The 26,984-nt window shown below is 73.5% G+C and carries 24 protein-coding genes; 7 read left to right on the top strand and 17 right to left on the bottom strand.

Annotated features, from left to right (window positions below; translation table 11 throughout):
- Positions 1–25: 25 nt before the first annotated feature.
- From C3489_RS15695 to C3489_RS15660, 8 genes are all read right to left on the bottom strand, one after another.
- A complete protein-coding gene (locus C3489_RS15695) occupies positions 26–1,414 on the bottom strand; it encodes a hypothetical protein (protein ID WP_103782438.1) in 1,389 nt (462 codons plus the stop codon).
- Positions 1,415–1,711: 297 nt separating this feature from the next.
- On the bottom strand, positions 1,712–2,692 hold the full coding sequence (locus tag C3489_RS15690; RefSeq protein WP_258054710.1) for an N-acetylglucosamine kinase: 981 nt from the start codon (positions 2,690–2,692) through the stop codon (positions 1,712–1,714).
- The gene (locus C3489_RS15685) at positions 2,683–3,948 is read right to left on the bottom strand and encodes a 6-phospho-beta-glucosidase (protein ID WP_103782437.1); all 1,266 of its coding nucleotides are present in this window, start codon (positions 3,946–3,948) and stop codon (positions 2,683–2,685) included. The genes C3489_RS15690 and C3489_RS15685 overlap by 10 nt, the downstream gene beginning before the upstream one ends.
- A 6-nt stretch (positions 3,949–3,954) precedes the next feature.
- Positions 3,955–4,845: a carbohydrate ABC transporter permease gene (locus tag C3489_RS15680; RefSeq protein WP_103782436.1), complete on the bottom strand. Its 891-nt coding sequence runs from the start codon at positions 4,843–4,845 to the stop codon at positions 3,955–3,957.
- Between the two features lie 3 nt (positions 4,846–4,848).
- Positions 4,849–5,790 (bottom strand): carbohydrate ABC transporter permease, encoded by a 942-nt coding sequence (locus C3489_RS15675; RefSeq protein ID WP_103782435.1) that lies wholly within the window; start codon positions 5,788–5,790, stop codon positions 4,849–4,851.
- 2 nt (positions 5,791–5,792) lie between these two features.
- On the bottom strand, positions 5,793–7,136 hold the full coding sequence (locus C3489_RS15670) for an ABC transporter substrate-binding protein (RefSeq protein WP_103782434.1): 1,344 nt from the start codon (positions 7,134–7,136) through the stop codon (positions 5,793–5,795).
- A 109-nt stretch (positions 7,137–7,245) separates the two neighbouring features.
- A complete protein-coding gene (locus C3489_RS15665) occupies positions 7,246–8,457 on the bottom strand; it encodes an ROK family transcriptional regulator (protein ID WP_103782433.1) in 1,212 nt (403 codons plus the stop codon).
- A gap of 286 nt (positions 8,458–8,743) precedes the next feature.
- Positions 8,744–9,841 carry a mechanosensitive ion channel family protein gene (locus C3489_RS15660; protein ID WP_103782432.1) on the bottom strand — a complete coding sequence of 366 codons (1,098 nt, stop codon included), beginning with the start codon at positions 9,839–9,841 and terminating at the stop codon, positions 8,744–8,746.
- A 318-nt stretch (positions 9,842–10,159) separates the two neighbouring features.
- Between C3489_RS15660 and C3489_RS15655 the strand changes: the two genes are divergently transcribed.
- Complete coding sequence (locus C3489_RS15655) at positions 10,160–10,696, top strand: HNH endonuclease (protein WP_103782431.1); 537 nt, start codon at positions 10,160–10,162, stop codon at positions 10,694–10,696.
- A gap of 95 nt (positions 10,697–10,791) precedes the next feature.
- Here the strand turns inward: C3489_RS15655 and C3489_RS15650 are convergent, their stop codons facing one another.
- The 7 genes from C3489_RS15650 to C3489_RS15620 all read right to left on the bottom strand — a co-directional run bounded on the left by C3489_RS15650 (position 10,792) and on the right by C3489_RS15620 (position 17,068).
- Complete coding sequence (locus C3489_RS15650; RefSeq protein WP_258054709.1) at positions 10,792–12,186, bottom strand: ABC transporter permease; 1,395 nt, start codon at positions 12,184–12,186, stop codon at positions 10,792–10,794.
- Positions 12,183–12,881 carry an ABC transporter ATP-binding protein gene (locus tag C3489_RS15645; protein ID WP_103782429.1) on the bottom strand — a complete coding sequence of 233 codons (699 nt, stop codon included), beginning with the start codon at positions 12,879–12,881 and terminating at the stop codon, positions 12,183–12,185. Before C3489_RS15645 ends, C3489_RS15650 begins: the two co-directional genes overlap by 4 nt.
- Complete coding sequence (locus C3489_RS15640; RefSeq protein ID WP_103782428.1) at positions 12,878–13,411, bottom strand: PadR family transcriptional regulator; 534 nt, start codon at positions 13,409–13,411, stop codon at positions 12,878–12,880. Before C3489_RS15640 ends, C3489_RS15645 begins: the two co-directional genes overlap by 4 nt.
- A 133-nt stretch (positions 13,412–13,544) precedes the next feature.
- Positions 13,545–13,799: a hypothetical protein gene (locus C3489_RS15635; RefSeq protein ID WP_103782427.1), complete on the bottom strand. Its 255-nt coding sequence runs from the start codon at positions 13,797–13,799 to the stop codon at positions 13,545–13,547.
- A 56-nt stretch (positions 13,800–13,855) separates the two neighbouring features.
- Positions 13,856–15,937, bottom strand: coding sequence for a 4-alpha-glucanotransferase (gene malQ / locus C3489_RS15630; protein ID WP_103782426.1), 2,082 nt, complete (start codon positions 15,935–15,937; stop codon positions 13,856–13,858).
- Positions 15,938–16,210: a hypothetical protein gene (locus tag C3489_RS15625; protein ID WP_103782425.1), complete on the bottom strand. Its 273-nt coding sequence runs from the start codon at positions 16,208–16,210 to the stop codon at positions 15,938–15,940.
- A 183-nt stretch (positions 16,211–16,393) separates the two neighbouring features.
- Positions 16,394–17,068, bottom strand: coding sequence for a TetR family transcriptional regulator (locus C3489_RS15620; protein WP_103782424.1), 675 nt, complete (start codon positions 17,066–17,068; stop codon positions 16,394–16,396).
- Between the two features lie 156 nt (positions 17,069–17,224).
- Between C3489_RS15620 and C3489_RS15615 the strand changes: the two genes are divergently transcribed.
- The gene (locus C3489_RS15615; protein WP_103782423.1) at positions 17,225–18,664 is read left to right on the top strand and encodes an FAD-dependent monooxygenase; all 1,440 of its coding nucleotides are present in this window, start codon (positions 17,225–17,227) and stop codon (positions 18,662–18,664) included.
- Between the two features lie 13 nt (positions 18,665–18,677).
- On the opposite strand, the gene C3489_RS15610 is transcribed toward C3489_RS15615, so the two are convergent.
- The gene (locus tag C3489_RS15610; RefSeq protein WP_103782422.1) at positions 18,678–19,205 is read right to left on the bottom strand and encodes a MarR family winged helix-turn-helix transcriptional regulator; all 528 of its coding nucleotides are present in this window, start codon (positions 19,203–19,205) and stop codon (positions 18,678–18,680) included.
- A 108-nt stretch (positions 19,206–19,313) separates the two neighbouring features.
- Between C3489_RS15610 and C3489_RS15605 the strand changes: the two genes are divergently transcribed.
- Genes C3489_RS15605 through C3489_RS15590 form a run of 4 tightly spaced genes read left to right on the top strand, consistent with a single transcriptional unit; the run spans position 19,314 to position 23,418 of the window.
- The gene (locus C3489_RS15605) at positions 19,314–20,579 is read left to right on the top strand and encodes an MFS transporter (RefSeq protein WP_258054708.1); all 1,266 of its coding nucleotides are present in this window, start codon (positions 19,314–19,316) and stop codon (positions 20,577–20,579) included.
- 17 nt (positions 20,580–20,596) lie between these two features.
- Positions 20,597–21,544 (top strand): EamA family transporter, encoded by a 948-nt coding sequence (locus C3489_RS15600; protein ID WP_103782421.1) that lies wholly within the window; start codon positions 20,597–20,599, stop codon positions 21,542–21,544.
- A gap of 27 nt (positions 21,545–21,571) precedes the next feature.
- On the top strand, positions 21,572–22,495 hold the full coding sequence (locus C3489_RS15595; RefSeq protein ID WP_103782420.1) for a DMT family transporter: 924 nt from the start codon (positions 21,572–21,574) through the stop codon (positions 22,493–22,495).
- Positions 22,496–22,521: 26 nt separating this feature from the next.
- Positions 22,522–23,418 carry a LysR family transcriptional regulator gene (locus C3489_RS15590; RefSeq protein WP_103782419.1) on the top strand — a complete coding sequence of 299 codons (897 nt, stop codon included), beginning with the start codon at positions 22,522–22,524 and terminating at the stop codon, positions 23,416–23,418.
- Between the two features lie 196 nt (positions 23,419–23,614).
- Here C3489_RS15590 and pepN read toward each other — a convergent pair whose 3' ends face one another.
- Positions 23,615–26,191 (bottom strand): aminopeptidase N, encoded by a 2,577-nt coding sequence (gene pepN, locus C3489_RS15585; protein WP_103782418.1) that lies wholly within the window; start codon positions 26,189–26,191, stop codon positions 23,615–23,617.
- A 134-nt stretch (positions 26,192–26,325) separates the two neighbouring features.
- Between pepN and C3489_RS15580 the strand changes: the two genes are divergently transcribed.
- Positions 26,326–26,799, top strand: coding sequence for a DUF1203 domain-containing protein (locus C3489_RS15580; RefSeq protein WP_103782417.1), 474 nt, complete (start codon positions 26,326–26,328; stop codon positions 26,797–26,799).
- Positions 26,800–26,984: the final 185 nt, after the last annotated feature.

Genomic DNA, 26,984 nt, shown 5'->3' with positions numbered 1-26,984 from the left:
ACGCCCCCTTCCACCGGTGCGCCCCTCATCGGTACTCCGAAAGCCTGCGGCCGATGCCGATCAGCGCCGTCGCCGCGGCCAGCACGGCGAGGGCCGCGGCGCCCCAGGGCAGGCCGCCCATCGCCGCCAGTCCATCGCCGGCCGCCTGCCGGAACTCCTTCTCCTCGTGCGCCAGCGCCGCGGCGAGGTTGGCGTCGACGCTGTCGAAGCACTCGCCGGTGGCGCCCTTGGCGCCGATCACGCCGTCCAGCGCCTTCTGGTACTCACCGGACTCGTCCTGGCCGCGGGCCGCGTCGTGGCGCCGGTTCCACTCCGTCATGTTGCCGACGGCCGCGACGACCGGCTTCGCGCCGGCCTGGTCGTCGGCGAGCCCGCGGGCCTGCGCGAGGCTGCGGTCCAGGGCGGCCATGTCCGTGCGGAACGAGGAGTCGTAGAGGTCCTTGCCGTCCTTGGTGGTCTCCGCTCCGCGCGCCACCAGGGTGAGGTTCTCGTTGGAGCGCGCCTTGAGGGAGGCGATGCGGGCGTCCTGCAGGACGTTCAGCGAGCGCACCCCGTTCTCGCGCGAGTCGTCGAGGTCCGCGCGGGCGACGCTGTGGCCGACGACCAGCCACAGCAGCACCACCGTGGCCGCCGTGGTGGCCGCGACCAGGCCGTGGTTGAGGACGCGGTGGGTGCGCCGGTAGTGCCGGTGCTGGGCCCAGCCCAGCGCGGCCAGCGCCACAACGCCGAGCGCGATCGCCGCCCACGGGTAGGGCGTGGCGTCCGCGTAGTCGGCGGCCAGCCGTTCGTTCTCCTTCGTGTACAGGTCCTCGGCCGCCGGGAGCATCTGCTGCTGCATCTTCTCGTTGGCGTACCGGAGATAGGCGCCGCCCACCGGGAAGCCCTGCCGGTTGTAGGTGCGGGCCCGCTCCACCAGGCCCTTGTACTCGGGCAGCAGCCGGTTCAGCCGGGTGATGGTGGCGGCGGCCGGGGAGCCGGGGTCGGAGCTGCCGGCCGCCGTGACCAGGCCGGCGGCGGCGGTGCGGATGTCCAGTTCGTAGCGGTCGCGGGAGGCCTTGGTCTCCTGCCCGCCGGCCAGGAAGCCGCTGGAGGCGGCGGTGTTGGCGTCGGCGAGCGCGCGGTAGACGTCGGCCGCGGCGGCGCTGAGCGGGCGGCTCTTGTGCAGCACGTCGTCGGCGGCGGCCGCCCGCTGGGACGTCTGCCAGGCGGTGACCGCGCCGAACGCGACCACGAGCAGGGCCAGCACGGCGCCGATGGTGCGCAGCCGGCCCGGTTCGGTGACGGCGGCGGCGCGCAGCCGCTCCACGCCCTCGGCGAACGCCGTACGGCGCGGGGGGCGGCCCGGCGCGGGGGAGCCGGGTCGTGCGGCGGTCGCGGGCGGGTGCGAGCCCGGCTGCGGCGGGATCGCGGGCATCGTGGGCGTGCCGGAACCCGGTGGTGGCGCCGCGCTGCTTCGCTGCGGTGGTGTCACTGCTGACCTCCCCCATGGTCATCCGTCGCCGCAAGTATCGCTGCCGGGGCCGGTATCCGCACCGGCCGTCACCCGATCTTGATCGGATCGCAGTGCCGTGCCCGGCCCGTTCGGATCCGCCGCCCCTGCCCGTCCTGAAACTGCCCCTGCCCATGAATACGCCGGGGGAACCGGATCGGTTCCCCCGGCGTCACTCTCGGGTGACGGCTCGTCACCGTGCCGTGGGTTCTTCGGCGCCGCTCAGTCCTCGCCGGGCGCGAAGTGCGCCCGCAGCCGCTGCTGCGCCCCCGCGCCCGCCCCGAGCCGGTCCAGGCCCAGCAGCGCGGCCCCCAGCACCGGCCGCTCCCGCACCACCCGCGCCACGGCCTTGGGCGCGCGCTCGGCCAGCAGCTGCCGCACCCCGTCGTCGAGCCGGGCGTGCCCGGCGGTCAGCACCCCGCCGCCGAGCAGCACAGGGGTCTCCTCCGCCAGCAGGTCGAGGCGGGTCAGCGCGACCACCGCCATGGTGGTGATCTCGTCGGCGAGCCGGTCGACGATCGCCCCGGCCACCGGGTCGCCGGCGGCGGCCGTGGCGAACAGCACCGGCGTCAGCTCGTGCCGCCGCGTGCGCTCCACCCGCTCCAGGTGCAGGGCCTCGATCAGCGCGTACATCGACTCCAGCCCGAAGTGCGCGGGCAGGGTGCGGGCCAGCTCGGTGGGGCCGCCGCGGCCGTCCTCCGCGCGGGCCGCGTGCCACAGCGCCTCCTCGGCCAGCCCCCAGCCGCCGCCCCAGTCGCCGGAGATGCGGCCGATCGCCGGGAAGCGGGCGGTGCGGCCGTCGGGGCGCATCCCGACGCAGTTGATGCCGGCCCCGCACACCACGGCCACCCCGCGCGGCTCGCCGACGCCGGCCCGCAGGATCGCGAAGGTGTCGTTGCGCACCTCGACGGTGGCGCCCCACGCGCGCGCGTGCAGGGCCGCCGCCAACTGCTCCTCCTCCACCGGCAGGTCGGCGTTGGCCAGACAGGCGGAGACGTGTCCGACGGCCGTCACGCCGGCCTGCGCGTACGCCTGGCCGACCGCTTCCGCGAGCGTGTCCACCGCCCGCTCGACGCCCACCGCGGGCGGCCGGAACCCGCCGCCGCGCGCCGTGGCGAGGACGGTGCCGTCCACGGCCACGACCGCCACGTCCGTCTTGCTGTTGCCGGCGTCGATGGCGAGGACGCCCCCCATCAGGCCCACGAAAGGTGCTCCCGGTTGTGCGCGATCAGTCGGTCGGTGAGGGTCTCGGCGTACGCGTACTGCCCGATCAGGGGATGGGCGAGCAGGGCGCGGAAGACGCGGTCGCGGCCGCCCTCCAGAGCCGCCCGCAGGGCCAGGCCCTCGTAGGCGGTGACGTTCGCGACCAGACCGGCGTACAGCGGGTCCAGGCGCGGTACGGGCAGCGGGGCGGGGCCCTTGGCCCCGACCGCGGCCTGCACCTCGACCACCGCGTCGTCGGGCAGGAAGGGCAGCGTGCCGTTGTTGAGGGTGTTGACCACCTGGTAGGGGCTGCCGCCCCCGCCGAGCAGTGCCGCCGCGAGGTCGACGGCCGCCTCCGAGTAGAAGGCGCCGCCCCGCTTGGCGAGCAGCTCCGGCTTGGTGTCCAGCGCGGGATCGCCGTACATCTCCAGGAGCTGCCGCTCCATCGCGGCGACCTCGGCCGCCCGGGACGGCTTGGTGCGCAGCTCGTCGACGACCTCGTCGTGGGCGTAGTAGTAGCGCAGGTAGTACGACGGGACGACGCCGAGGCGGTCCAGCAGCGGGCGGGGCAGGCGCAGGTCGGCGGCGACGGCGTCACCGTGCTCGGCGAGCAGCCGGGGCAGCACGTCCTCGCCCTCGGGGCCGCCCAGGCGCACCCCGGTCTCCCAGGTGAGGTGGTTCAGGCCCACATGGTCCAGATGGACCTCGGCGGGTGTGACGCCCAGGTGGGCGGCGAACTTGCGCTGCAGGCCGATCGCCACGTTGCACAGCCCGACCGCCTTGTGGCCGGCCTGCAGCAGGGCGCGCGTGACGATGCCGACCGGGTTGGTGAAGTCGATGATCCAGGCCCGCGGGTTGGTGCGGCGGACCCGCTCGGCGATGTCGAGGACGACGGGCACGGTGCGCAGCGCCTTGGCGAGGCCGCCCGCGCCAGTGGTCTCCTGGCCGACGCAGCCGCACTCCAGCGGCCAGGTCTCGTCCCGCTCGCGGGCCGCCTGACCGCCCACGCGCAGTTGCAGCAGCACCGCGTCCGCGCCGTCCACACCGGCGTCGAGGTCGGCGGTGGTGACGACACGGCCCGGATGGCCCTGCCGGGCGAAGATCCGGCGGGCGAGCCCGCCCACCAGCTCCAGCCGCTCGGCGGCCGGGTCGACGAGGACCAGCTCCTCGATCGGCAGGGTGTCCCGCAGGCGCGCGAAGCCGTCGACGAGTTCGGGCGTGTAGGTCGAGCCGCCCCCGACCACGGTGAGTTTCATGCTTGCTTAACCCTTCACTCCGGTGAGCGTGACGCCCTCGACGAACGCCTTCTGCGCGAAGAAGAACACGAGGATCACGGGGGCCATCACCAGAACGGTGGCGGCCATGGTGAGGTTCCAGTCGGTGTGGTGCGCGCCCTTGAAGGACTCCAGGCCGTAACTCAGCGTCCAGGCACCGGGGTTCTCGGAGGCGTAGATCTGCGGGCCGAAGTAGTCGTTCCAGGCGTAGAAGAACTGGAACAGGGCGACCGCGGCGATGCCCGGCTTCGCCATGGGCAGGACGACCCGCAGCAGGGTCCTGACCTCCCCGCAGCCGTCGACCCTCGCCGCGTCCAGGTACTCGTTCGGGATGGTCGTCAGGAACTGCCGCAGCAGGAAGACGGAGAACGCGTCCCCGAACGCCATCGGGACGATCAGCGGCCACAGCGAGCCGGACAGGTCCAGCTGCCTGGCCCAGAACAGGTACATCGGGATGACGACGACCTGCGGCGGCAGCATCATCATCGAGATCACCAGCATCAGCGCCAGATTGCGCCCGCGGAAGCGGAACTTGGCCAGCGCGTACGCCACGGGGATCGAGGAGACGACGGTGAGGAAGGTTCCCAGTCCGGCGTACAGCAGTGTGTTCTTCCACCAGGTGAGGAAGCCGGGGGTGTCGAAGACCTTCCGGTAGTTGCCCCACTCCCAGGTGTGCGGGATCAGGTCGCGGCTGAGGGCCTGACTGTCGCTCATCAGGGAGGTGAGGAGGACGAACACGAACGGCAGGACGAAGAACAGGGCCGCGGCGACGCCCAGGGAGTGCACCGCGATCCACCGCAGCAGGGCCCGGCGGCGGGCGGTGCGCTCGTCCGCGGGGCGCACGGCGACCTGCACCGGCTTGTCCAGTACTTGGGTCATGGGTCAGTCACCTGCCTGGATCAGACCGCCCCGGCGCCGCATCAGGAACGCGGTGAACACCATGGACAGGGCGAACAGCACCAGGGCGACGACACAGGCGGAGCCGTAGTCGAAGCGCTGGAAGCCGAGGTTGTAGACGAGTTGGGGGAGGGTGAGCGTGGACTTGTCCGGGTAGCCCGGCTCGAACTGGGTGCCCGCGCCCTGGATCACACCCGAGGCGACCTTCCCGGCGATCAGCGGCTGCGTGTAGCACTGCATCGTCTGGATCACGCCGGTGACCACGGCGAACATCACGATGGGGGAGATGTTCGGCAGCGTGACGTACCGGAACCGCTGCCAGGCCGACGCCCCGTCCAGCTCCGCCGCCTCGTACTGCTCGGTGGGCACGTCGAGCAGCGCCGCCATGAAGACGACCATGAGGTCGCCGATGCCCCACAGCGCGAGCAGGGTGAGCGCCGGCTTGGACCAGGCGGGGTCGTTGAACCAGCCGGGCGCCGGCAGTCCGGTCTTCTCCAGGAGGGAGTTCACCGGCCCGGTGCCGGGGTTGAGCAGGAACGCGAACGCCATGGTGGCCGCCACCGGCGGGGCCAGGTAGGGCAGGTAGAACAGGGTGCGGAAGACGCCCGCACCGGTCTTGATCTTCGTGATGAGCAGGCCGACGCCCAGTCCGAAGACCACCCGCAGGCTCACCATGACCAGGACCAGCCACAGCGTGTTGCGCAGCGCGGGCCAGAACAGCGGGTAGTGCGCGAAGACGTAGGACCAGTTCTTCGTCCCGCTCCACGTCGGCGGCCGGAAGCCGTCGTAGTGCATGAACGAGAAGTAGACCGTGGAGAGCAGCGGGTAGGCGAAGAACACCGCGAACCCGATCAGCCAGGGCGACAGGAAGGCCAGATTGCGCAGCGCCGCGCGGCGGCGTTTGGCGGCCAGGGTGATCGTGCTCATCGCTACTTCGCCTGCGCGATGTCCGTGTCGATCTGCGCCGCCGCCTTCTTCAGGCCGGCCTTGAGGTCGGTGACCTTGCCGCTCTCGTAGTCGTAGCCGAGCTGCTGGATGGTCACCAGGTACTGGCCGCCGTTGACGGACGCGGGCGTGGACGTCGAGTCGGGGTTCGCCGCGATGTCCAGGAACGTCCTGAAGCGCGGGTCGTACTTCAGCTTCGGCGACTTCAGCGCGGCCAGGGTGGAGGGGACGTTGTGGATCGCGTTGGAGAAGCCCACCACCGCGTCGGTGTCGGTGGTCATGTACTTCACCAGTTCCCAGGCGGCGTTCTGCTTGGTGCTGGTGGCGGCGATGCCGGTGATGGTGCCGGTGATGTAGCCCTTGCCGTACTGGCTCACATGGTCGTCCGGGACGGGCAGCGGCGCGACGCCGATCTCGAAGCCGGGCTTGGCGTTCAGGGCCATGCCCAGACGCCACTCGCCGTCGAGCTGCATGGCGACCTGACCGGTGTGGAAGGGGTGCTTGGGCCCCCACTCGTCGCCCAGTCCGGCCCGGTAGCGCTCCAGCTTCTCGAAGCCGCCGAGTTCGTCGACCAGCCGCTTCTGCAGCGTGAAGCCCTTCTCGAACGCCGGGTCCTCGGCGAGGTTCGACTTGCCGCCCTGGTCGAAGTAGGTGGGGGAGAACTGGCCGAGGTAGTGCTCGGTGGTCGACTCCCAGCCGTGGTAGTCCGGCATGAAGCCGAGCTGCTTGAACGAGTCGCCGTCGGGGACGGTCAGTTTCTTTGCGTCGGCCTCGAACTCCGACCAGGTCTTCGGCGGGGCGGTGATGCCGGCCTTCGCGAAGGCGGTCTTGTTGTAGTACAGGCCGTAGGCGTCGCCGAGCAGCGGGGCCGTGCAGCGGTCGCCCTCGAACTGCGTGTACTCGTTCATCGCCTTCGGGAAGGTCTGGCGCGGGTCGATCCCCGCCTTCTCGAAGAAGGGGTCGAGGTCGACCAGGGCACCGGAGGAGCAGAACTTGCCCACGTTGTTCGTGGTGAACGAGGAGATCACGTCGGGCGCCTTGGTGCCGCCCGCTCGCAGCGCCTGGTTGATCTTGTCGTCGGTCATGTTGCCGACGACGTCCACGTGGATGTTCGGGTGCGCCTTCTCGAAGCCGGCGACCAGCTCGTTGACGGCCTTGACCTCGTTCGGCGCGCTCCAGGCGTGCCAGAAGGTGATCGTCGTCTCCTTCGACGGATCGTCCGAGGCGCCGGAGCCGGACTGTCCGGTACAGGCGGTCGCGAGCAGAGCCAGCGACGCGGTCAGGGCAAAGGCCGCTTTTCGGGCGAGCGACGGTATGGCTTCGGGCATGGCGAGGTCTCCCAGGGACGGGTGGGGCGGGGAAAGGGGGAGGGGTGGAGCGAGAGGGGTCGTACGAGGGGGGTGGTGCGAGAGGAGTGGTACGAGGGGCGGTGCGGGATCAGCGCGAGGTGTCGAAGACCTCGTCGCGGGTGACCGTCAGCGCGCGCTCCAGCGCGCCGCGCAGAACGGGGTGTTCGACGACCTCGCCGACGACGAGCCGGGGCCGGGCGGCGGCCAGCTCCTCCAGCTCGGCCTGGACCAGGGCGCGCAGCACCTCGCCGCCGCTGGTGAGCGAGGCCCCGGACAGCACGACCAGCTCGGGGTCGAGGACGGAGACGAGCGAGGCGAGACCGGTGGCGAGCCGCGTGGCGTACGTCTGCAGCAGCAGCCGGCCCAGCACGGTGTCCTCGGCGGCGGCCCGGGCGAGCAGCGCCGCCGCGGCCTCGGCGTACGGCCCGGAGGGGATGTCGTTCATGCCGAGCTCGCGGGCGAGCTGCGGGACGGCCTGGGAGCCGGCCAGCTCCTGGTAGCCGCCACTGTTGGCTTTCCTCACCTGGCGCACCAGCGGGGTGCCGGGGACCGGAAGGAAACCCACCTCTCCCGCGCCGCCGGTGAAGCCCCGGTGCAGCCGGCCGCCCAGGACCAGGGCGGCGCCCAGACCCTCCTGGTTCCACAGCAGCACGAAGTCCTCGTGCCCGCGGGCGGCGCCGAGGCGCTGCTCGGCGAGTGCGACGAGGTTGACGTCGTTCTCGTACTCCACGGGCATGGGCAGCGCGGCGGCGAGTTCGTCGAGCAGGGCCGGGGAGTGCCAGCCCGGCAGATGGGAGGCGTAGCGCAGCCGGCCCGTGCCCGGGTCGAAGGCGCCCGGCGTGCCGATGACGAGCCGGTGCACGTCGGAGCGGGCCAGTCCGGCCGCCTTCACCGCGCCGTCGAGGGCGTCGGTGACCTGCTGGGCGACGGGCTGCGCGGGGCGCCGGCCGGGTGTGGGCAGCTCGAACCGCCCGACCGTGCGCCCGGTGATGTCGGCGACGGCGGCCAGGATGCGGCCCGGGGTGACATCCAGGCCGGCGGCGTACGCGGCGGCCGGGTTGACCTCGTACAGCTGGGCGTTGGGGCCCGGCCGGCCCTCGGCCGTGCCGGTGGCCAGCACCAGGCCGGCCGCCTCCAGACGGGCCAGCAGCTGCGAGGCGGTGGGCTTGGACAGGCCGGTGAGCTTGCCGATCCGGGTGCGGGAGAGCGGGCCGTGCTCCAGCAGCAGGTCCAGCGCGGCGCGGTCGTTCATGGCGCGCAGCACGCGTGGGGTGCCCGGCGTACCGGCGGTTCCTGCCATGGGGTCTGCACACCTGCCTTTCCAGCGGGACAGCTTTTCAGCGAGCGGGGAGGGCTGTCCACCCGAGGCTGCCCGCCCTGCTCGGAGATTGTTAGGAAAGTTTCCTGTCGCTGCGAGGAACGTAGGCGGCCACGGCAGGGGCGTCAAGAGCGGACGCCCCCGCGGCAACGGAGTCGTTACCTGCGGGGGCGTCAGGAGGCGTGCGCGCGGGCGCGGGCGCGCGAGGAAGAGGTGCGCGCGGGCGCGAAGGGGCGTACGCGCGGGGCGCGAGAAGGTGCGCGCGGAGCTACTTGCTGGTGCTCTGCGGCGGGACCAGCGGGGTCGTCGCCTGGGCCTGCGGGGACGTGGAGTTGGCGAAGGCGGAGGGGGCCGCCACCGAGGCCGACGGGTCCGCCGCCGCGCCCTCCTCCGCGGGAGCCGTCGCGCCGCCGACGATGCGGATGTCGGCCGCGTCGAAGGCGCGCTTGACGCGCCAGCGCAGCTCACGCTCGACGGCGACGGACTTGCCCGGCATGGTCTTGGCGGACAGGCGCACCACCATCGAGTCGAGCAGCACGCTGTCCAGGCCGAGCACCTGGACCGGGCTCCACAGGAGTTCGTTCCACGGCTCCTCCTTGCCCATCGTCTCGGCGACCTCGTCGAGGGTGGCCTTCACCCGGTCCAGGTCCTCCGACGCCTTCACGGTGACGTCGACGCCGGCCGTCGCCCAGCCCTGCGAGAGGTTGCCGATGCGCTTGACCTCGCCGTTGCGGACGTACCAGATCTCGCCGTTGTCGCCGCGCAGCTTCGTCACGCGCAGGCCGACCTCGATCACCTCGCCGGAGGCGACACCGGCGTCGATCGAGTCGCCGACGCCGTACTGGTCCTCCAGGATCATGAACACGCCGGACAGGAAGTCGGTGACCAGGTTGCGGGCGCCGAAACCGATCGCCACGCCCGCGACACCGGCGGAGGCCAGCAGCGGCGCCAGGTTGATGTCGAAGGTGGCCAGCACCATCAGCGCGGCCGTGCCCAGGATGAGGAACGACGCCACCGACCGGAGCACCGAGCCGATCGCCTGCGAGCGCTGGCGGCGCCGCTCGGCGTTCACCAGCAGGCCGCCGAGCGCGGTGCCGTCCACCGCCTGGACCGTGCGGTTCATCCGGTCTATCAGCTTGGTGATCGCCCGCCGCACCGCCACCCGCAGCACGGCCGCGATCACCAGGATCAGCAGCACGCGCAGACCGATCGCCAGCCACGTCGACCAGTTCTGCTCGATCCAGCTCGCCGCGTTCGTCGCGCTCTCCTGGGCGTCCTGGAGCGTGGGCACGGTCACGGACGGCGTCCCGGCGGGAGACGGCGACGGCGAGGGACCGGCGGCCAGTAGGACGGCGGGCAAGGACACGGCGGATACCTCCAGGTGCAGCGGTCTGCCCCCGGGCGCGGGACGGCGGTCCCGGTCGTCAAGGTCACGGAAAGGTCACCGGAAGGCAGGGGCACCACACTAACGGGGCACAGTGTGTGCCCCTGCCGGATGCGCCGAGGAGAGACCGTGCTCACCTGGGCTTGAACCGGTCGCCGGTCTGGGGATGATTCAGATGTGGTCGAAAACACTCCCAGCCCGTTACCGGGACATGGTGGCGCTGCCACCAGGCATGAGGGGAGACTGACTGCAGATCGTCCCGGCGCGAGCCACGCGCCGCCGACGCCCAAGGAGGCACCCGTGCCGCATGTCCTGGTCCTCAACGCGTCGTACGAGCCACTCGGCGTCGTACCGCTCCGCCGCGCGCTCGTCCTCGTCCTGGAGAACAAGGCTGTCTGCCTGGAGGAGTCCGGCGCCTTTCTGCACAGCGCAACCGTCACCGTCCCCGCACCCAGCGTGGTCCGGCTCAAGCGATTCGTGCGGGTTCCCTACCGGGGGCCCGTTCCTCTGACCCGCCGGGCGCTGTTCGCCCGGGACGGGGGCCGGTGCATGTACTGCGGTGGCGTCGCAACCAGCGTCGACCACGTCATCCCGCGCTCACGCGGGGGCAAGCACGTCTGGGACAACGTGGTGGCCTCCTGCCGCCGCTGCAACCACGTCAAGGCCGACCGCCACCTGTTCGAGCTGGGCTGGCGGCTGCGGCACAAACCCGCTCCGCCCACCGGTCTGGCCTGGCGCATCATCGGCACCGGCCACCGGGACCCGCGCTGGCTGCCCTATCTGCAGCCGTTCGGCGCGGACGACGCACTGGCCCGGATCGACGGCATCTCCGCCTGACCGTCGCTCCGGGCCGCCGGCCCGAGTACGCCCGCCCGGAGGACCCCCGTGCCCCCGGGCGGGCGGTCAGTGGTGGCCGGCGTGCGCGGCCGGGGTCACGTGTACCTCAGCTCCGCCGGGCCCGTGGTGCGGCGCAGCAGGGGCAGTGCCGTGGCCGCCGCCAGCAGGCACACGGCGAACACCGCCACCGGTACCAGCAGGGCCGCGTACGGCACGACCGGTGTGCCCCGGCCGGCGGTGACGGTGCCGTACCAGGTGCCGACCGCCATGCCGCCGACGCCCGCCAAGGTCAGCGCCGGGGCCAGCGGCAGCGCCGTCTCCAGCAGCAGGGCCCGTCCGAGCACCGTGCGCGGCACCCCGGCGGCGGCCTGTGCGGCCAGGCCCCGGCGCCGGGTGGCCACCGACTCGGCCGTCCCGACGGCCAGCCCGGACAGGGTGATCGCGAGGGCGACGGCCAGCGCTGCCGCGGTGAGGTTCAGGCCGCCGGTGTAGTAGCCCATGTCCGAGCCCAGGGTGCCCTCCCGGCTCATCCGGTGCAGATCGTCCAGCATGGCCTGCCGGATGCCGACGAAGCCGGTGCCGGCCACCGTCACCAGCAGGACCGCCGCATGGGTGCGGGCCGCCGCCCACGGGTCGTCCCGCAGTCGCTCCGCCGCGATCAGCGTCGCCGCCGAGCCGGCCCGGGGCGCGAGGAGCCGGCCGGTGAGCCGGGCCGTGACCCCGCTGAGCCACACCGCTCCCGCCCCCACGGCCAGGAGCAGGCCGAACACCAGCAGCGGCCCCTCGGCGTACGCGGGCCGGGGTGACGAGCCGCCGGTACCCGCCACGACGGCGAACGCCATCACCGCCACCAGCGCGAGCCCGGCCAGGAACGCCAGGACCGGCCCGCGCCCGGTGCGCGGCCGCACCCGTCGTACCCAGCCCAGCGGTGAGGCCACCACCCGGCGCAGCGCCAGCGCGCCCGCCGCCGCGCCCAGGACCGGCACCCCGATGCCGACCACGCCGACCGCCACCCACGCCAGGACCGGCGCGTCGGGCCACCGCGCCGCCAGCACCGGCACGGCGACGGCCGTCGTCACCGCCGATCCGGCCAGCGTGGCCAGCCCCGTCTCCAGCGCCGCGATCCGGCGCACCTGCCGGGGCGTGGCACCGGCCAGCCGCAGCCCGGCCAGCCGCCGGTCGCGGTGCACGGCGCCGATCCGGGCGCACTGGCCGAGGAACCCCAGCACCGGCACCAGCAGCAGAAGCAGACCGACGATCACCCCCGAGCGGGTCCCCGGCTCGTCCAGCAGACTGCCGCCGACCGGAACGTCGTGACCGCCCCGCAGCGCCCCCAGGACGGCCGCCGACAGCGCGAAGCCGGTCGCCGCCGCCGCGCCGGCCGCGGTCAGCCCGGCCCGCCACCACTCCCGCCGGTCCGACCCGCGCGTGAGCGCCCAGGCCAGCCGCAGATCGGCACCCACACCGGGCTCGGCCCCGTGTTCCCTCACGCGTTCACCCCCAGCTCCGTGACGGCGCCGTCGCTCAGCCGCACCTCGCGGTCCGCGTACGCCGCGGTCTGCGCGTCGTGGGTGATCAGCAGGACCGCCGCGCCCGTCTCCCGGGCCGTGTGCACCAGCGCCGTCATCGTCTGCTCGCCCGCCAGCGAGTCCAGCGCGCCCGTCGGCTCGTCCGCGAACACGATCCGCGGACCCGTCACCAGCGCCCGCGCCAGCGCCGCCCGCTGCGCCTGGCCGCCGCTCAGCTCACCGGGACGCAGCTCGCCCTGCCCGCGCACCCCGAACCGCTCCAGCCACTCACCCGCCCGCTCCTGTGCCGCCGGCCTGGCGAGGCCGCCCAGCAGCAGCGGCAGCGCCACGTTGTCCAGCACCGTCAGCTCCGGGATCAGCTGCCCGAACTGGAAGACGACCCCGAAGTCCGTGCGGCGCAGCTCGCCGAGCCGGCGCTCCGACTGCCGCTCCAGGTGCTCCCCGGCGTACACCACCGAGCCCTCGTCGGGTCGGACGATCCCCGCCAGGCAGTGCAGCAGCGTGGACTTGCCGCTGCCGCTCGCCCCGGTCACCGCGAGGATCTCCCCGGCCCGCAGGTCCAGTCCGGCGCCGCGCAGGGCCGGTGTCCTGCCGTACGCCTTGACCAGGCCGCGGGCCGCCAGCAGCACCGCCGCGCCCTCCCCCTTGGTGTTCATGCTCTGTCGACCTCCGCGGTCAGATGGGTGAGCCGGTCCGCCGTGGTGGACATCCAGCGGAGGTCGGCGTCGAGGTGGTTGACGGCGTAGTCCGCCGAGAGCACGGTCGCCAGGTCGGCGCCCGTGGCGGTCTTCACGGCCGTCAGCTCCCGCATCCGTGCCATGTGCGCGGCGCGCTGCGCCCGCAGATAGGCCGCCGGGTCGCCGCCGGTGAGGATCGCCACGACCACCTTGGCGAAGATCTCGTTCGCCACGAACGGCGCCGGCGGCGCGACCTCGGCCGCCCAGCGGGCCAGTTCGGCCTCGCCGTCCGCCGTCGCGCGGTACGTCGTGCGCTCCGGACCGCCCTCGGACTCGGTGCCCTCCACGGCCGCCAGACCGTCGCGGACCAGGCGTTGCAGGGTCGTGTAGACCTGCCCGTAGGCGAGCGGACGGGCCTGCGGGAAGCGTTCGTCGTGGCGCCGCTTGAGGTCGTAGCCATGGCTCGGCCCGGAAGCGAGCAGGCCCAGCAGGACGTGGCGGGTGCTCATGGAGATCAGTATGCACTGAGTACATGTACTGAGTGAATAGTGGCCCACAAAAAAGGCGGGCGGGCCCGCAAGCGAAGAACCCGGTCGCACGGGGCGGACCGGGTTCGTTCTGCGGCGAGGGGTGGGAGAGCCGTCAGGCCCGCGCCTTCTTCGGCTTCGTCACCCGGGTCTTGGAGCGGTCGAGGACCATCACCAGGCCCGTGATGACCGCGAAGGCCACCAGCGGGGCGAAGACATACAGACCCAGCGTCTCGCCGACGCTGAGGCCCTTGCCGGGGTCGTCGCCGTCGTCGCGCGTCAGCGCGAGCGCGGGGGACGACATGAGCAGCATCATCAGCGTCGTACCGGCGGCCAGGGCGCCGGCGCGCAGGGCGTTCTTCTTGTCCACGGTGCCAAAGTAGCGAACGCCCTCACGGCCCGCGCGCCCGGGGTGCCGTACGGGGCTCACGGTTCGGCGCGCACCGCCTCCACCAGCGCGTGCAGCCGGGGTGAGGCGGCCAGTTCCTCCAGCGTCACCGGGCGGCCCGCCGCGTCCGCGACAGGCAGCCGCCAGTTCGGGTACTGGTCCCAGGTCCCCGGCAGGTTCTGCGGTCGCCGGTCCCCGACCCCGTCCGGCAGCCACACCCCGACCAGCCGGGCCGGCGTGCGCCGCAGGAACCGGTGCACCGCCTGGATCTCCGCCTCCTCCGAGGAGACGTCCGAGCCGCCCGCGCCGTGCAGCAGCCCCAGCCGGGCCAGCAGCGCCAGCCACTCCCCGGTGTCCGCGGACGCCTCCTCCCGCTCCACCTCCAACGGCCGCGTCAGCAGCCCGAGACGCTCGCGCAGGTCCACGTGCTCGCCGGTCAGCCGGGCCGCGGTCGGCGGCAGGTCGTGCGTGGTGGCCGTCGCCAGGCAGTCCGCGCGCCAGCGCTCCGGCGGCAGCGGACGTCCGTCGCCCGTCCAGTCCCGCTCGAACCACAGCACCGACGTCCCCAGCACCCCGCGCTCGCGCAGCGCTTCCCGCACCCCCGGCTCCACCGTGCCGAGGTCCTCGCCGACCACCACCGCGCCGGCCCGGGACGCCTCCAGCACCAGCACCGCGAGCATCGCTTCCGCGTCGTAGCGCACGTACGCGCCCTCGGTCGGCGCCTCGCCCTGCGGCACCCACCACAGCCGGAACAGCCCCATCACATGGTCGATGCGCAGCGCCCCCGCGTACCGGAACAGCGCCCGCAGCAGATCCCGGTACGGCGCGTACCCGGACGCGGCCAGCCGGTTGGGCCGCCACGGCGGCAGCCCCCAGTCCTGCCCGCGCGCGTTGAACGCGTCCGGCGGCGCCCCCACCGACATCCCGGCCGCGAAGAAGTCCTGCTGCGCCCACGCGTCCGCGCCTTCGGGGTGCACCCCGACCGCGAGATCGTGCACCACCCCGACGTCCATGCCCGCGTCCCGCGCCGCGCGCTGGGCGGCCCGCAGCTGCGCGTCGGTCAGCCAGGCGAGATGGCTGTGGAAGTCCACCCGGTCCATCAGCTCGGCACGGGCGCGTGCCGTCTCGGCCGACCGGGGATCACGCAGTCCCTCCGGCCACCGGCTCCAGTCCGGGCCGTGCACCTCGGCCAGCGCGCACCAGGTCGCGTGGTCCTCCAGGGCCTGCCCCTGCTCGGCGAGGAAGTCCGCGTACGCCGCCCGCCGTCCCGGCCCGAGCGGCACCCGCCGCACGATCTCCAGGGCCGCGCGCTTGAGCTCCCACACCGCGTCCCGGTCGATCAGCGCGCCCTTGTCCAGCACCGCCTCACGCAGCCCCGCCGCGCGCTCCAGCAGAGCCCCGAGGTGCTCGCGGTCGTCGGCGTAGGCGTACTCCGGGACGTCCTCGACGCGTAGATGGACCGGGTCGGGGAAGCGCCGGGAGGACGGGCGGTACGGCGACGGATCGGTCGGCGCCCCGGGCACCGCCGCATGCAACGGGTTGACCTGCACGAACCCCGCGCCCAGCGCGCGTCCGGCCCAGGCGGCCAGCTCGCCGAGGTCACCGAGGTCGCCCATGCCCCACGAGCGCCGCGACAGCAGTGAGTACAGCTGGACCAGCAGGCCGTACGAGCGGGCCGTCGGCGTCGGCAGCCGGGGCGGGGCGACCACCAGGTGCGCCTCGGCGCTGCGGCCGTCGGGCGCGGTGGCGGTGAGCCGGTGCACGCCGTACGGCAGGCCGTCGGTGCCGGTCCGCGTCTCGCCCTGCTCGGTGACGACCTCCACCCGGGTTCCCCCGGGGAGGGCCGTCAGCGCCTCGGGGACGGCGCCGGCCCAGCTCACCAGCGTCGGCGGCAGCAGCCGTTCGCTCAGCTCGCGCTCGCGCGCGGCGAGCGCGGCGGCGACGGCCCCGGGGGTGCTCGCGTCCACACCGAGGGCGCCGAGGACGCGGACCAGCGCGGCCGGCGACGCGGCCACCGTGCGGTCCGGGGAGGGCTGGTAGGAGGGCGCCACGCCGTGCAGCTCGGCGAGGCGCGCGAGGTCGGCGTCCGGGGTGGCGGCGTGCGGCGCGGGTGCGGTCATCTACGGCCTCGTGGTGCCGGCGTCCGGGTAGGCGTCCGACTCGCTGGTGAGCGGGGCCGCGTCGGACAGGGGCGGCTCGCTGGTGAGGGGCTCGGCGTCGGGCAGCGGCGGCTCGCTGGTCAGCGGGGCCTCGGCGCAGGCGCTCTCGGCGCTGAAGACGCAGGTGAGGCCGGTGTCGGACTCGATGTCCGGGGCCGCGGCCGGGCGGGGCAGGGCGGTCTGGAGCCCGGGTTTGGACAGGGCCGAGAGCAGAAGGTGTGCCGATGCGGCCACGAGGGCCTCCTTGTCGCGTGTGCCGAGTGCGGCGTGTGAACGGGTTACCGCAGCCCTACCCAGCGGGCGCGACGCCAGACGTCCCCAAAACGAAGGACGCCGATCTCGACGGGTTCCCTGCCTATGTATACGCCACAGAAAGGGGCATAGCGGGCAGTGTGCTCCTTCTCGGCGCCGGGTGGGTCACGGCTGGTCACCTCCCGGCGTCCCGCCGGGTCCCGGGTGCGCCGCCGTGAGGTACCGCTGCACGGTCGGGGCGAGCCAGGCCACGAGCTCCTCGCGGGCGAGCGCGACGGCCGGCTCCAGCCGCAGGACGTAGCGGGTGAGCGCGAGGCCGAGCAGCTGGGCGGCGACCAGGGCGGCGCGGGCCGGGCCCTGCTCGGGGTCGGGGCAGACCTGCCGTGCGACGGGGAGTATCTGCTCGCGGAAGACGCGCTGCATCCGCTCCGCGCCGGCCTGGTTGGTGGCGCCGACCCGCAGGACGGCGGTCAGCTCCTCGTTCTCCTCCCACAGGCCGAGGAAGTGGCGCACCAGCAGCCGCCCGATCTCGGCGCGGGGCACCCCGGTCAGGTCGGGCAGCCGCAGGTCGAGGCTGACGGCCGCCGCGAACAGCCCCTCCTTGCTGCCGAAGTAGCGCATCACCATCGAGGGGTCGATACGGGCGTCCTTGGCGATGGCCCGGATGGTGGCCCGCTCGTATCCGTCGGCGGCGAAGCGCTCGCGGGCGGCGGTGAGGATGGCGGCGCGGGTGGCGTCGGAGCGGGAGGTGGCGGGGCGGGGGGCGGTGGGCGCGGTGCCGCCGGAAGCGGTGGTGCTGGGCGTGGTGGCGCGGGGGGTGTCGGGGGTGCTTGCTGACATGTCAACGAGCGTAGGCCAACAGCTGTGGGCCAACAAGTGTTGACAGCCGCCGGACCCGCCCCTACGTTGGTCAACAAGCGTTGGTCAACAGTTGTTGGCAAACAAGCGTTGGCGCACCGACGGCGGCACCGGCCGCCGCGCCCCCAGGAGGCCCCCATGAACGGCACCACGGGAAACATCCTCGTCGTCGGCTCCGGCCCCACCGGCCTGCTGCTGGCCGGTGACCTGGCCGCCGCAGGAGTCCCGGTCACGCTCGTCGAGAAGCGGCCCCAGCGGGTCAGCAACCTCTCCCGCGCCTTCGTCCTGCACGCCCGCACCCTGGAGCAGCTCGACGCCCGCGGACTCGCCGACGCGGTGGAGGCCGCCGGCCGCCCGCTGGACCGTCTCCGTCTCTTCGGCCGGCTCACCGTCGACCTCGCCACCCTCCCCTCCCGCTTCAACCACCTCCTCGTCGTCCCGCAGTACGAGGTGGAGAAGGCCCTCCAGAAGCGCGCCGTCGAGGCGGGCGTGGACTTCCGCTACGAGACGGAGTTGACCGGTCTCACCCAGGACGCGGACGGCGTGACCGCACGGGTCCGCACCGCGTCCGGCGTCACCGAGGAGCTGCGGGCGGCGTACGTCGTCGGCACCGACGGCATGCGCAGCGCCGTACGCACCGCCCTGGACCTGCCCTTCCCCGGCCGCAGTGTGATCCGCTCGGTCGTGCTCGCGGACGTGCGGCTGGCCGAGGAGCCGGCGAACCTGCTGACGGTCAACGCCGTCGGGGACGCCTTCGCCTTCCTCGCGCCGTTCGGCGACGGCTGGTACCGCGTCATCGGCTGGCACCGCGGCCGCGACGTCTGCGACGACACACCCCTGGACCTGGCGGAGGTCAAGGAGATCACCCGGCTCGCCCTCGGCCGGGACTACGGGATGCACGACGCCCGCTGGATGTCCCGCTTCCACAGCGACGAACGCCAGGCGCCCGCCTACCGGGTGGGCCGGGTCTTCCTCGCCGGGGACGCCGCCCATGTGCACACCCCGGCCGGCGGCCAGGGCATGAACACCGGCCTGCAGGACGCCGCCAACCTGAGCTGGAAGCTCGCCCAGGTGCTGCACGGCCACGCCCCGGAGGCGCTGCTGGACACCTACCAGGCCGAACGTCACCCCGTCGGCAGGTCCGTGCTGCGCAGCAGCGGCGGGATCGTCCGCATGGCGATGGCCAAGCGCCCCTGGACGCTGGCGCTGCGCGCCGCCGTGACCGCCGTCCTCGACCACACCGCGCCGGTCCGCCGCCGTGCCGTCGGCCAGATCACCGGGATCGGCTACCGCTACCCGGCACCGCGCGGCGCGCACCCGCTGACCGGCACCCGCGTCCCCGACGTCGCCCTGGCCGGCGGCGGCCGCCTCTACGAGGCCCTGCGCGACGGCCGCTTCGTCCTGATCGCCCCCGAGGCGCACGACCCCGGCGCCCGCAAGGACCGCCTGACCGTCGCCCGCTGGGCGAGCGAGCGCCGTACGACGGTCCTGGTCCGCCCCGACGGCTACGTGGCCTGGGCCTCGGACGCGGCGGCCCCGGCGGCGATCGAAGCCGCCCTCGCCGCGCACCTGGGCTGAGCGCCCCGGGCGGTCAGTGCCCCGACCGCTCGGTGCCCGCGAGCAGATCCCGCAGCAGGTCGGCCAGTTGGCCGGCCTGCTTCTCGTCGAGGGCCGCGGTCAGCGCCTCCGTCTGGACGGCGAGGCCCGCGCCGACGGCCTCGTCGATCAGGCGCAGCCCCTCCTCGGTGAGGGTCACCTGCAGTCCGCGGCGGTCGTGCGGGTCGGGGGAGCGGCGCAGCAGACCGGCGCGCTCCAGCTTGTCCAGGCGGCCGGTCATGCCGCCGGTGGTGAGCATCAGCGTGGCCGAGAGCTGGCGCGGTGAGAGGGTGTACGGCTCGCCCGCGCGGCGCAGTGTGGCCAGGACGTCGAACTCGCCGCGGGAGATCCCGAACCGGGTGTACGCCTTCTCCATGCGGTCGCCCATGGTGCGCGCGAGCCGGTAGACGCGGCCGAAGACCTCCATCGCCCGGGTGTCGAGGTCGGGGCGCACGGCGGCCCACTGCTCGATGATCGCGTCGACCGTGTCCCGGGGCGCCGGGGGCTGGGGATTCGGGTTCATGGGGCCGAGTATGCGCATCCGGTCGGTCGACCGCAAGAAAGTGGCTTGACAGAAAGTAGCTTAGAGCTAAGCTACTTCCCATCAAGCAACCACCGAGGGGGCGTCGCCGTGAAGAAGTCGGATCGCATACCGGGCCAGTGGGCCCTGCCGGTCGCAGCCGCCGTCAACGGCGTCGGCACCGGCATGTACGTGCCCTTCACGCTGGTGTTCTTCCACTACGTCACGGGGCTGTCGTTCACCGTCGTCGGCGCCGTCCTCACCGTCACCGGCCTCGCCGGCCTGACCGCCCTGCCGCTCGCCGGGGCGGCCGTCGACCGCTTCGGCGCCCGGCCCGTGCAGTACGTGCTCTACGGCGTGCGGGTCGCCGGGTTCGCGCTCTACCCCTTCGCCCACGCGCTGCCCGCGTTCGCCGCCGTCGCCCTGGTCACCGCCGCCGCCGACCGCGCCTTCCCCGCCGTACAGCAGTCCCTGATCGGCGAGGTGGCCCTAGGCGCGGACCGCGACCGGCTCCAGGCCGCCACCCGCGCGCTGCAGAACGGCGGCAACGGCGCCGGCGCGCTGCTCGCCTCGCTGGTCATCGCCTTCGCCGGGCCCACCGGCTACACCTACACCGCCTGGGGCAACGCCCTGTCCTTCGCGCTGGCCGCGCTGCTGCTGCGCCCCCTGAAGCCGGTACGGTCCACCACCGCCCGCCGCCGCGCCGGGTACCGGATGGTCCTCGCCGACCGGCCCTTCCTCGTGGTCACCGGCGCCAACTTCCTCAACGCGCTGAGCTACTCGGCCCTCTCCGTGCTCTTCCCGCTGTTCCTGCTGGAGTGGCTGCACGCGCCCGCCGCGCTCACCGGCGCCGCGTTCACCGTCAACACCGTGCTGTGCGCCCTGGCCGGGGTCTACGTCGGCAGCCGGGTACGCAGGGCCGGCGCCCGCCGCACCCGGGCCGCGGCGCTCGGCGGCACCCTGTTCTCCGCCGCGTTCGCCGCGCAGATCGTCCTCGGCACCGTGCGGCCCACGTCCGGCCCGGTGCTCGGCACCGCCCTCACGGCCGTCATCGTCGTCTACACGCTCGGCGAGCTGATCCACAGCCCCGCCGCCGAGGTGCTCGCCGTGTCCGCCGCCCCCGAGGCGCTGCGCGGCCGCTACATGGCCGCCTACCAGGTCTCCTGGTCGCTGGCCAAGGCCGTGGCGCCGTCCCTGTTCACCACCCTGTTCGCGGCCGACGGCCGGCTGCCCTGGGCCGTCCTGATCGCCACCTCGGCGCTCGCCGCCGCCCTGCTGATCCGCGTGGAGCGCCGCCTGCCCGCCGAGGCCGTGCGCCCCCAGGCCGTCACCGTCACCCACGCCGCCGCCCCCGCCACCGCGCCGGTCGCGGCGTGACCCCCGAGGAGACACCGATGTCCCGTCCCCGCACCTCCACCGTCCTGCTCACCGCCCTCGCCCCGGTCTCCTGGGGCACCACCTACGCCGTCACCACCGAGTTCCTGCCGCCCGACCGCCCGCTGTTCACCGGCCTGATGCGGGCCCTGCCCGCCGGTCTGCTGCTCCTCGCCCTCACCCGGGTGCTGCCGCGCGGCGCCTGGTGGGGCAAGGCGGCCGCGCTGGGCGCGCTGAACATCGGCGCCTTCTTCCCGCTGCTGTTCCTGTCCGCCTACCGGCTGCCCGGCGGCATGGCCGCGGTCGTCGGCTCGATCGGCCCGCTGTTCGTCGTCGGCCTGTCCGCGCTGCTGCTCGGGCAGCGGCCGACGGTCCGCTCCGTGCTCACCGGGGTCGCCGCCGCGTTCGGCGTCAGCCTGGTCGTGCTGAAGGCGGCCGGCGCGCTCGACACCGTCGGGGTGCTGGCCGCGCTCGCCTCCACCGCCTCGATGTCGGCCGGTACGGTCCTGACCAAGAAGTGGGGCCGCCCCGAGGGGGTCGGTCCGCTGGCGCTGACCGGCTGGCAGCTGACGGCCGGCGGACTGCTGATCGCCCCGCTCGCCCTCCTCGTCGAGGGTGCCCCGCCCGCCCTGGACGGCCGGGCGATCGGCGGCTACCTCTACCTGGCGCTCGCCAACACGGCCGTCGGCTACTGGCTGTGGTTCCGCGGCATCGGCCGCCTCAGCGCCACCCAGGTCACCTTCCTCGGCCCGCTTTCCCCGCTGACGGCGGCGATCGTCGGCTGGGCCGCGCTCGGCCAGAGCCTCACCCCGCTGCAACTGACCGGCATGGCGCTGGCGTTCACCGCAACCGTGGCGGGTCAGCTCGGACAGCGAGGCGGCCGCCCGGCCACCCGATCGTTCAGTTTCCCTAACAGGAAAGATCGGAAAGATTCGATGGACGTGACAGGTGGGGCCTTGCGACGGTGAGGACACCACCTCACCGAAGGGAGCTTCGTGACCGTCACCGTCACCCGCACCACCTCACCTCGCCCCACCGCGATCCCCAGGGCCGCCGCCCTGGGGATCGCGCTCGCCGCCGTGGCCACCGCCGTCTGGTCCGGCAGCTTCGTCGCCTCGCGCGCCCTCGGCGAGAGCGTGCCGCCCGTGCAGCACGCGTTCTGGCGCTGGGTGATCGCGCTGGCCGTCGTCGCCCCCTTCGGCGCCCGCCGGGCCTGGCGGCAGCGCGCCCTGATCCGCCGCCACCTCCGCTACGTGCTGCTCGCCTCCCTGCTCGGCGTCGCCGTCTACAACACCCTGGTCAACCAGGCCGGTGTGACCACCCCGGCTGCCAACATGGGCATGATCATGGCCGCGTCGCCGGTGCTGATGGCGCTCTACGAACGCGCCGGCGGCACCCGGCTCGGCGGCCGCCGCATCGCCGGGCTGCTCACCGCCTGCGCGGGCGTGATGCTGCTCGTCGGCCAGGGCGGCACGGCCTCCTTCTCCACCGGCGACCTGTGGATGATCGCCGCCGCCTGCTGCTTCGCCGGCTACAGCGCCCTGCTGCGCCGCCGCCCGGCCGGCATCGACGGCACCGCCTTCCTGTTCACCACGTTCCTCGCCGGCACGGTGATGCTGCTCCCCGCGCAGGCGGCGAGCCTCACCCTGCAGGGCGGCTTCACCCCCGCGCCCGGCACGGTCCTGCCGCTGCTGTACGTCGGCGTGGCCTCCTCCGCCGTCGCCTTCTTCGCCTGGAACAAGGCCGTCGCCCTGGTCGGCCCGACCCGAGCCGGTGTCGTCTACTACCTGCAGCCGGTGTGCGTGGCCCTGCTGTCCTGGGCGGTGCTCGGCGAGGCCATCGGCGTGTGGCAGGTGCTGTGCATGGCGCTCATCCTCGGCGGGGTGATGCTCGGAGCCTCCTCCCGAGCGTCCGCCTGACGCCGACGGCCGGATAGGTTGCGGCCATGGCCGACTGGGACATCCGGAAACTGCAGATCCTGCGGACCCTGCGGGAGGAGGGCACGGTCACCGCGACCGCCGAGGCCCTGCGGATGACCCCGTCGGCCGTCTCCCAGCAGCTGACCAACCTCGCCAAACAGCTCGGGGTGCCCCTGCTGGAGGCACACGGGCGCCGGGTGCGGCTGACGGGGGCCGCGCGGCTGGTGCTGCGGCACGCGGAGGCCGTCTTCGAACAACTGGAACGCGCCGACGCCGAGCTGACGGCGTACCTGCGCGGGGAGGCGGGCGAGGTGCGGATCGGGGCGTTCTCCACGGCCGTACCGGCGTTGGTCGTCCCCGCCGTGCGGGCCCTGAAGGAGTCGGCGCCGGCCGTCACCGTACGGGTGCGGGAGACCGAGGCCGCCCATGCCTACGACCTGCTGGCCGCCGGGGACGTCGATCTCGCCCTGTCCCTCGCCGCCCACGCGCCCACCGCCCGCGACGCCCGCTTCCACCTCGCGCCGCTGCTCGCCGACCCCCTGGACGTCGCGCTGCCCCGGGACCACCCGCTGGCCTCGGCGAGCCGTCTGCGGCTGGCCGACCTCGCCGCCGAACCGTGGATCTTCGGCGGCAGCGGCCCCTGGTCGGACATCACCCGGGGCGCCTGTGAGGCGGCCGGCTTCCGCCCCGTACAGGGGCACGCGGCGTCCGGCTGGACGGCGATCCTGGCGATGGTCGAGGCGGGCATGGGGGTGGCGCTCGTCCCCCGGATGGCCGCGGTGCCCCGGTCCGGGGTGGCGATGCGCGAACTGACCGAGGACCGGCCGGTACGGCACGTGGTGGCGGCGGTGCGCAGGGGTGCGGAGGAGGCACCGGCGGTGGGCCGGGTCCTGGCGGCCCTGCGCCGGGCGGCCCGCCCCTGAACCGGGGCGCGGGGGTCCGGGTCGTGTTTCCGACGGGCCCTGTGCGAGGCGGCCAGTACCTGAACCGGGGCGCAGGAGGCCGGACCGTGTTACTCCGGACCGTGTCACTGACGGGCCCTGCGTCGGGCGGCCCGCCCCGGGTGAACGGTGCGAGGGGTGCCCGGCGACGGCCGGGCACCCCTCGCACGCACCGGACTCAGTGGTCGCCGGCCGCCGCGTCCGCCGCCTGCGCGCGCAGCGCCCGCTCGACGCCCGAGCGGGACTCCGACACCAGGCGCCGCAGCGCGGCGTTGGGCTCGGCGGACTCCAGCCACGCGTCCGTCAGGCGCAGCGTCTCCTGCGACACCTGCACCGACGGGTACAGCCCGACCGCGATCTGCTGGGCCATCTCGTGCGACCGGGACTCCCACACGCCCTTGACGGCGTCGAAGTACCGCTCGGCGTACGGCGCGAGCAGCTCGCGCTGGTCGGTCTGCACGAACCCGCCGATCACCGCCTCCTGCACGGCGTTCGGCAGCTTGTCGGACTCCACGACGGACGCCCATGCCTCCGCCTTGGCCTCCGGCGTGGGACGCGCCGCCCGCGCGGTCGCCGCGTGGCGCTCACCCGCGGCGGTCTTGTCCCGCTCGTACTCGCCGGCGATCTCCGCCTCGTCGAAGCGCCCCACCGCCGCGAGCCGCTCCACGAACGCCCAGCGCAGCTCGGTGTCCACGACCAGGCCCTCGACCGACTGCGAGCCGTCCAGCAGCCCCTCCAGCAGGTCCAGCTGCTCCGGGGTGCGCGCGGTCGCCGCGAACGCCCGCGCCCAGGCCAGCTGGTGGTCGCTGCCCGCCTCGGCGGAGCGCAGGTGCGCCAGCGTGGCGTCGGTCCAGCGGGTCAGCAGGGTTTCGCGGGCGGCCGGGTCGGCGTACAGGTCGATCGCCAGCTTCACCTGCCGGTGCAGCGACTGCACCACGCCGATGTCGGACTCCTTGCCGATGCCGGACAGCACCAGCTCCAGATAGTCCCGGGTCGCCAGCTCCGCGTCCCGCGTCATGTCCCACGCGGACGCCCAGCACAGCGCGCGCGGCAGCGACTCGGTGAAGTCCCCGAGGTGCTCGGTGACCACGGCCAGCGACTGCTCGTCCAGGCGCACCTTGGCGTACGACAGGTCGTCGTCGTTCAGCAGCACCACGGCCGGACGGGGCTTGCCGGCCAGCTGCGGTACGGCGGTCAGCTCCCCGTCGACGTCCAGCTCGATCCGCTCGGTGCGCACCAGCTTGCCCGCGTCGTCGAGGTCGTACAGGCCGACGGCGATGCGGTGCGGGCGCAGCACCGGCTCGCCCTTGGCGCCGGCGGGCAGCGCCGGGGCCTCCTGGCGGACGGCGAAGGAGGTGACTACCCCCTGCGCGTCCGTGACGATCTCGGGCCGCAGCACATTGATGCCCGCCGTCTCCAGCCACTTCTGCGACCAGGTCTTCAGATCGCGCCCGGAGGTCTCCTCCAGCGCGCCCAGCAGGTCCGACAGCCTGGTGTTGCCGAACGCGTGCCGCTTGAAGTACGCCTGCACGCCCCGGAAGAACTCGTCCTCACCGACGTAGGCGACCAGCTGCTTCAGCACGGACGCGCCCTTGGCGTAGGTGATGCCGTCGAAGTTGACGAGCACGTCGTCCAGGTCGCGGATGTCCGCCATGATCGGGTGCGTGGAGGGCAGCTGGTCCTGCCGGTACGCCCAGGTCTTCATGGAGTTGGCGAACGTCGTCCACGAGTGCGGCCACTTCGAGCCCGGCGCGGCCGCCTGGCAGGCGATCGACGTGTACGTGGCGAACGACTCGTTCAGCCACAGGTCGTTCCACCACTCCATGGTGACCAGGTCGCCGAACCACATGTGGGCCAGCTCGTGCAGGATCGTCTCCGCGCGCACCTCGTACGCCGCGTCGGTCACCTTGGACCGGAAGACGTACTGGTCGCGGATGGTGACCGCGCCCGCGTTCTCCATGGCGCCCGCGTTGAACTCGGGCACGAAGAGCTGGTCGTACTTGGCGAACGGGTAGGCGTAGTCGAACTTCTGCTGGAACCAGTCGAAGCCCTGCCGGGTCACCTCGAAGATCGCGTCCGCGTCGAGGTACTCGGCGAGCGAGGGCCGGCAGTAGATGCCGAGCGGCACGGACTGCCCGTCCTTCTCGTACACGCTGTGCACGGAGTGGTACGGGCCGGCGATCAGCGCGGTGATGTACGTCGAGATCCGCGGGGTCGGCTCGAAGACCCAGACGTTGTCCTTGGGCTCAGGCGTCGGCGAGTTCGAGATGACGGTCCAGCCCTCGGGCGCCTTCACGGTGAACTGGAAGGTGGCCTTCAGGTCCGGCTGCTCGAAGGACGCGAACACCCGCCGCGCGTCGGGCACCTCGAACTGCGTGTACAGATAGGCCTGGTCGTCGACCGGGTCGACGAAGCGGTGCAGGCCCTCACCGGTGTTGGTGTAGGCGCAGTCCGCGACGACCCGCAGGATGTTGCGGCCCTCCAGCAGCCCGGGCAGCGTGATCCGGGAGTCCTGGAAGACCTCCGCCGGATCCAGCGCGTCCCCGTTGAGGGTCACCTCGTGGACGGTGGGCGCCACCAGGTCGATGAACGACTGGGCGCCGCCCTCGGCGACGTCGAAGCGCACCGTGGTCACGGACCGGTAGGTGCCGCCCTCCTGCGCGCCGGAGAGGTCGAGATCGATCTCGTACGAGTCAACGGTGAGCAGCTTCGCCCGCTGCTGCGCCTCTTCGCGAGTCAGGTTTGTGCCAGGCACGCGGTCATCTCCTCGTGATGTGTCGGTTGCGCCATCCTTCCACGTCAGCTCCGGCTTCGGCGATGATCCGGCGGCAGCAGCACGACGTCCGGATCCCGCCGGTGCCGGGCGCTCGCGCGCGCGAGGCTGAGCACATGACCACCTACACCGCACGACCCATCGCACCCGAGGTCCTCAAGGAGCTGCGCACCGCCGACGACGCGGGGCGCACCCCCTCCCCGGTCACCGACGACGAGGGCGGCGCCCCGCTGCGCTGCTGCCTGCGCCACAGCGAGCCGGGGGAGCGGATCGCCCTCGTCTCGTACGCGCCGCTGCGCCGCTGGGCGGCACGGACCGGCGCCGAGCCGGGGCCGTACGACGAGCAGGGCCCCGTCTTCGTCCACGCCGAGGAGTGCGCGGGCCCCCAAGGCGAGGGCCTGGCGTTCACCAACGCCCACCGCGTCCTGCGGCGCTACTCCGCCGACGGGCACATCCTCGGCGGGCGCCTGGTCCAGGAGGGGTTCGGGGACGAGGAGCTGGCGGAAGCATTCGACGACCCGTCCGTGGCGCTCGTCCACGTCCGGGCCGTCGAGTACGGCTGCTTCTACTACGAGGTCCGCAGGGCCTAGCGGGTGTCCGCTAGGCCCTGTCGTTCGGATCATCCCGGCGTCGCGGGGTCTGGCACGCGCATCTGCGGCGTTGTCGTCGGTTGCCAACGCTCCGCGTTGTCGCCCTCCTCCGCCTTGCAGCTGCACGCACCAGACCCCGCTCGGGTCGGCCGAGAGGCACCGTGTCTCTCAGCCGGCCTGATCCA

This window comes from Streptomyces sp. Ru71, from assembly GCF_002920535.1.
In the GTDB taxonomy this organism is placed as follows: domain Bacteria; phylum Actinomycetota; class Actinomycetes; order Streptomycetales; family Streptomycetaceae; genus Streptomyces.
This window is presented reverse-complemented; position numbering and strand designations above follow the sequence as displayed.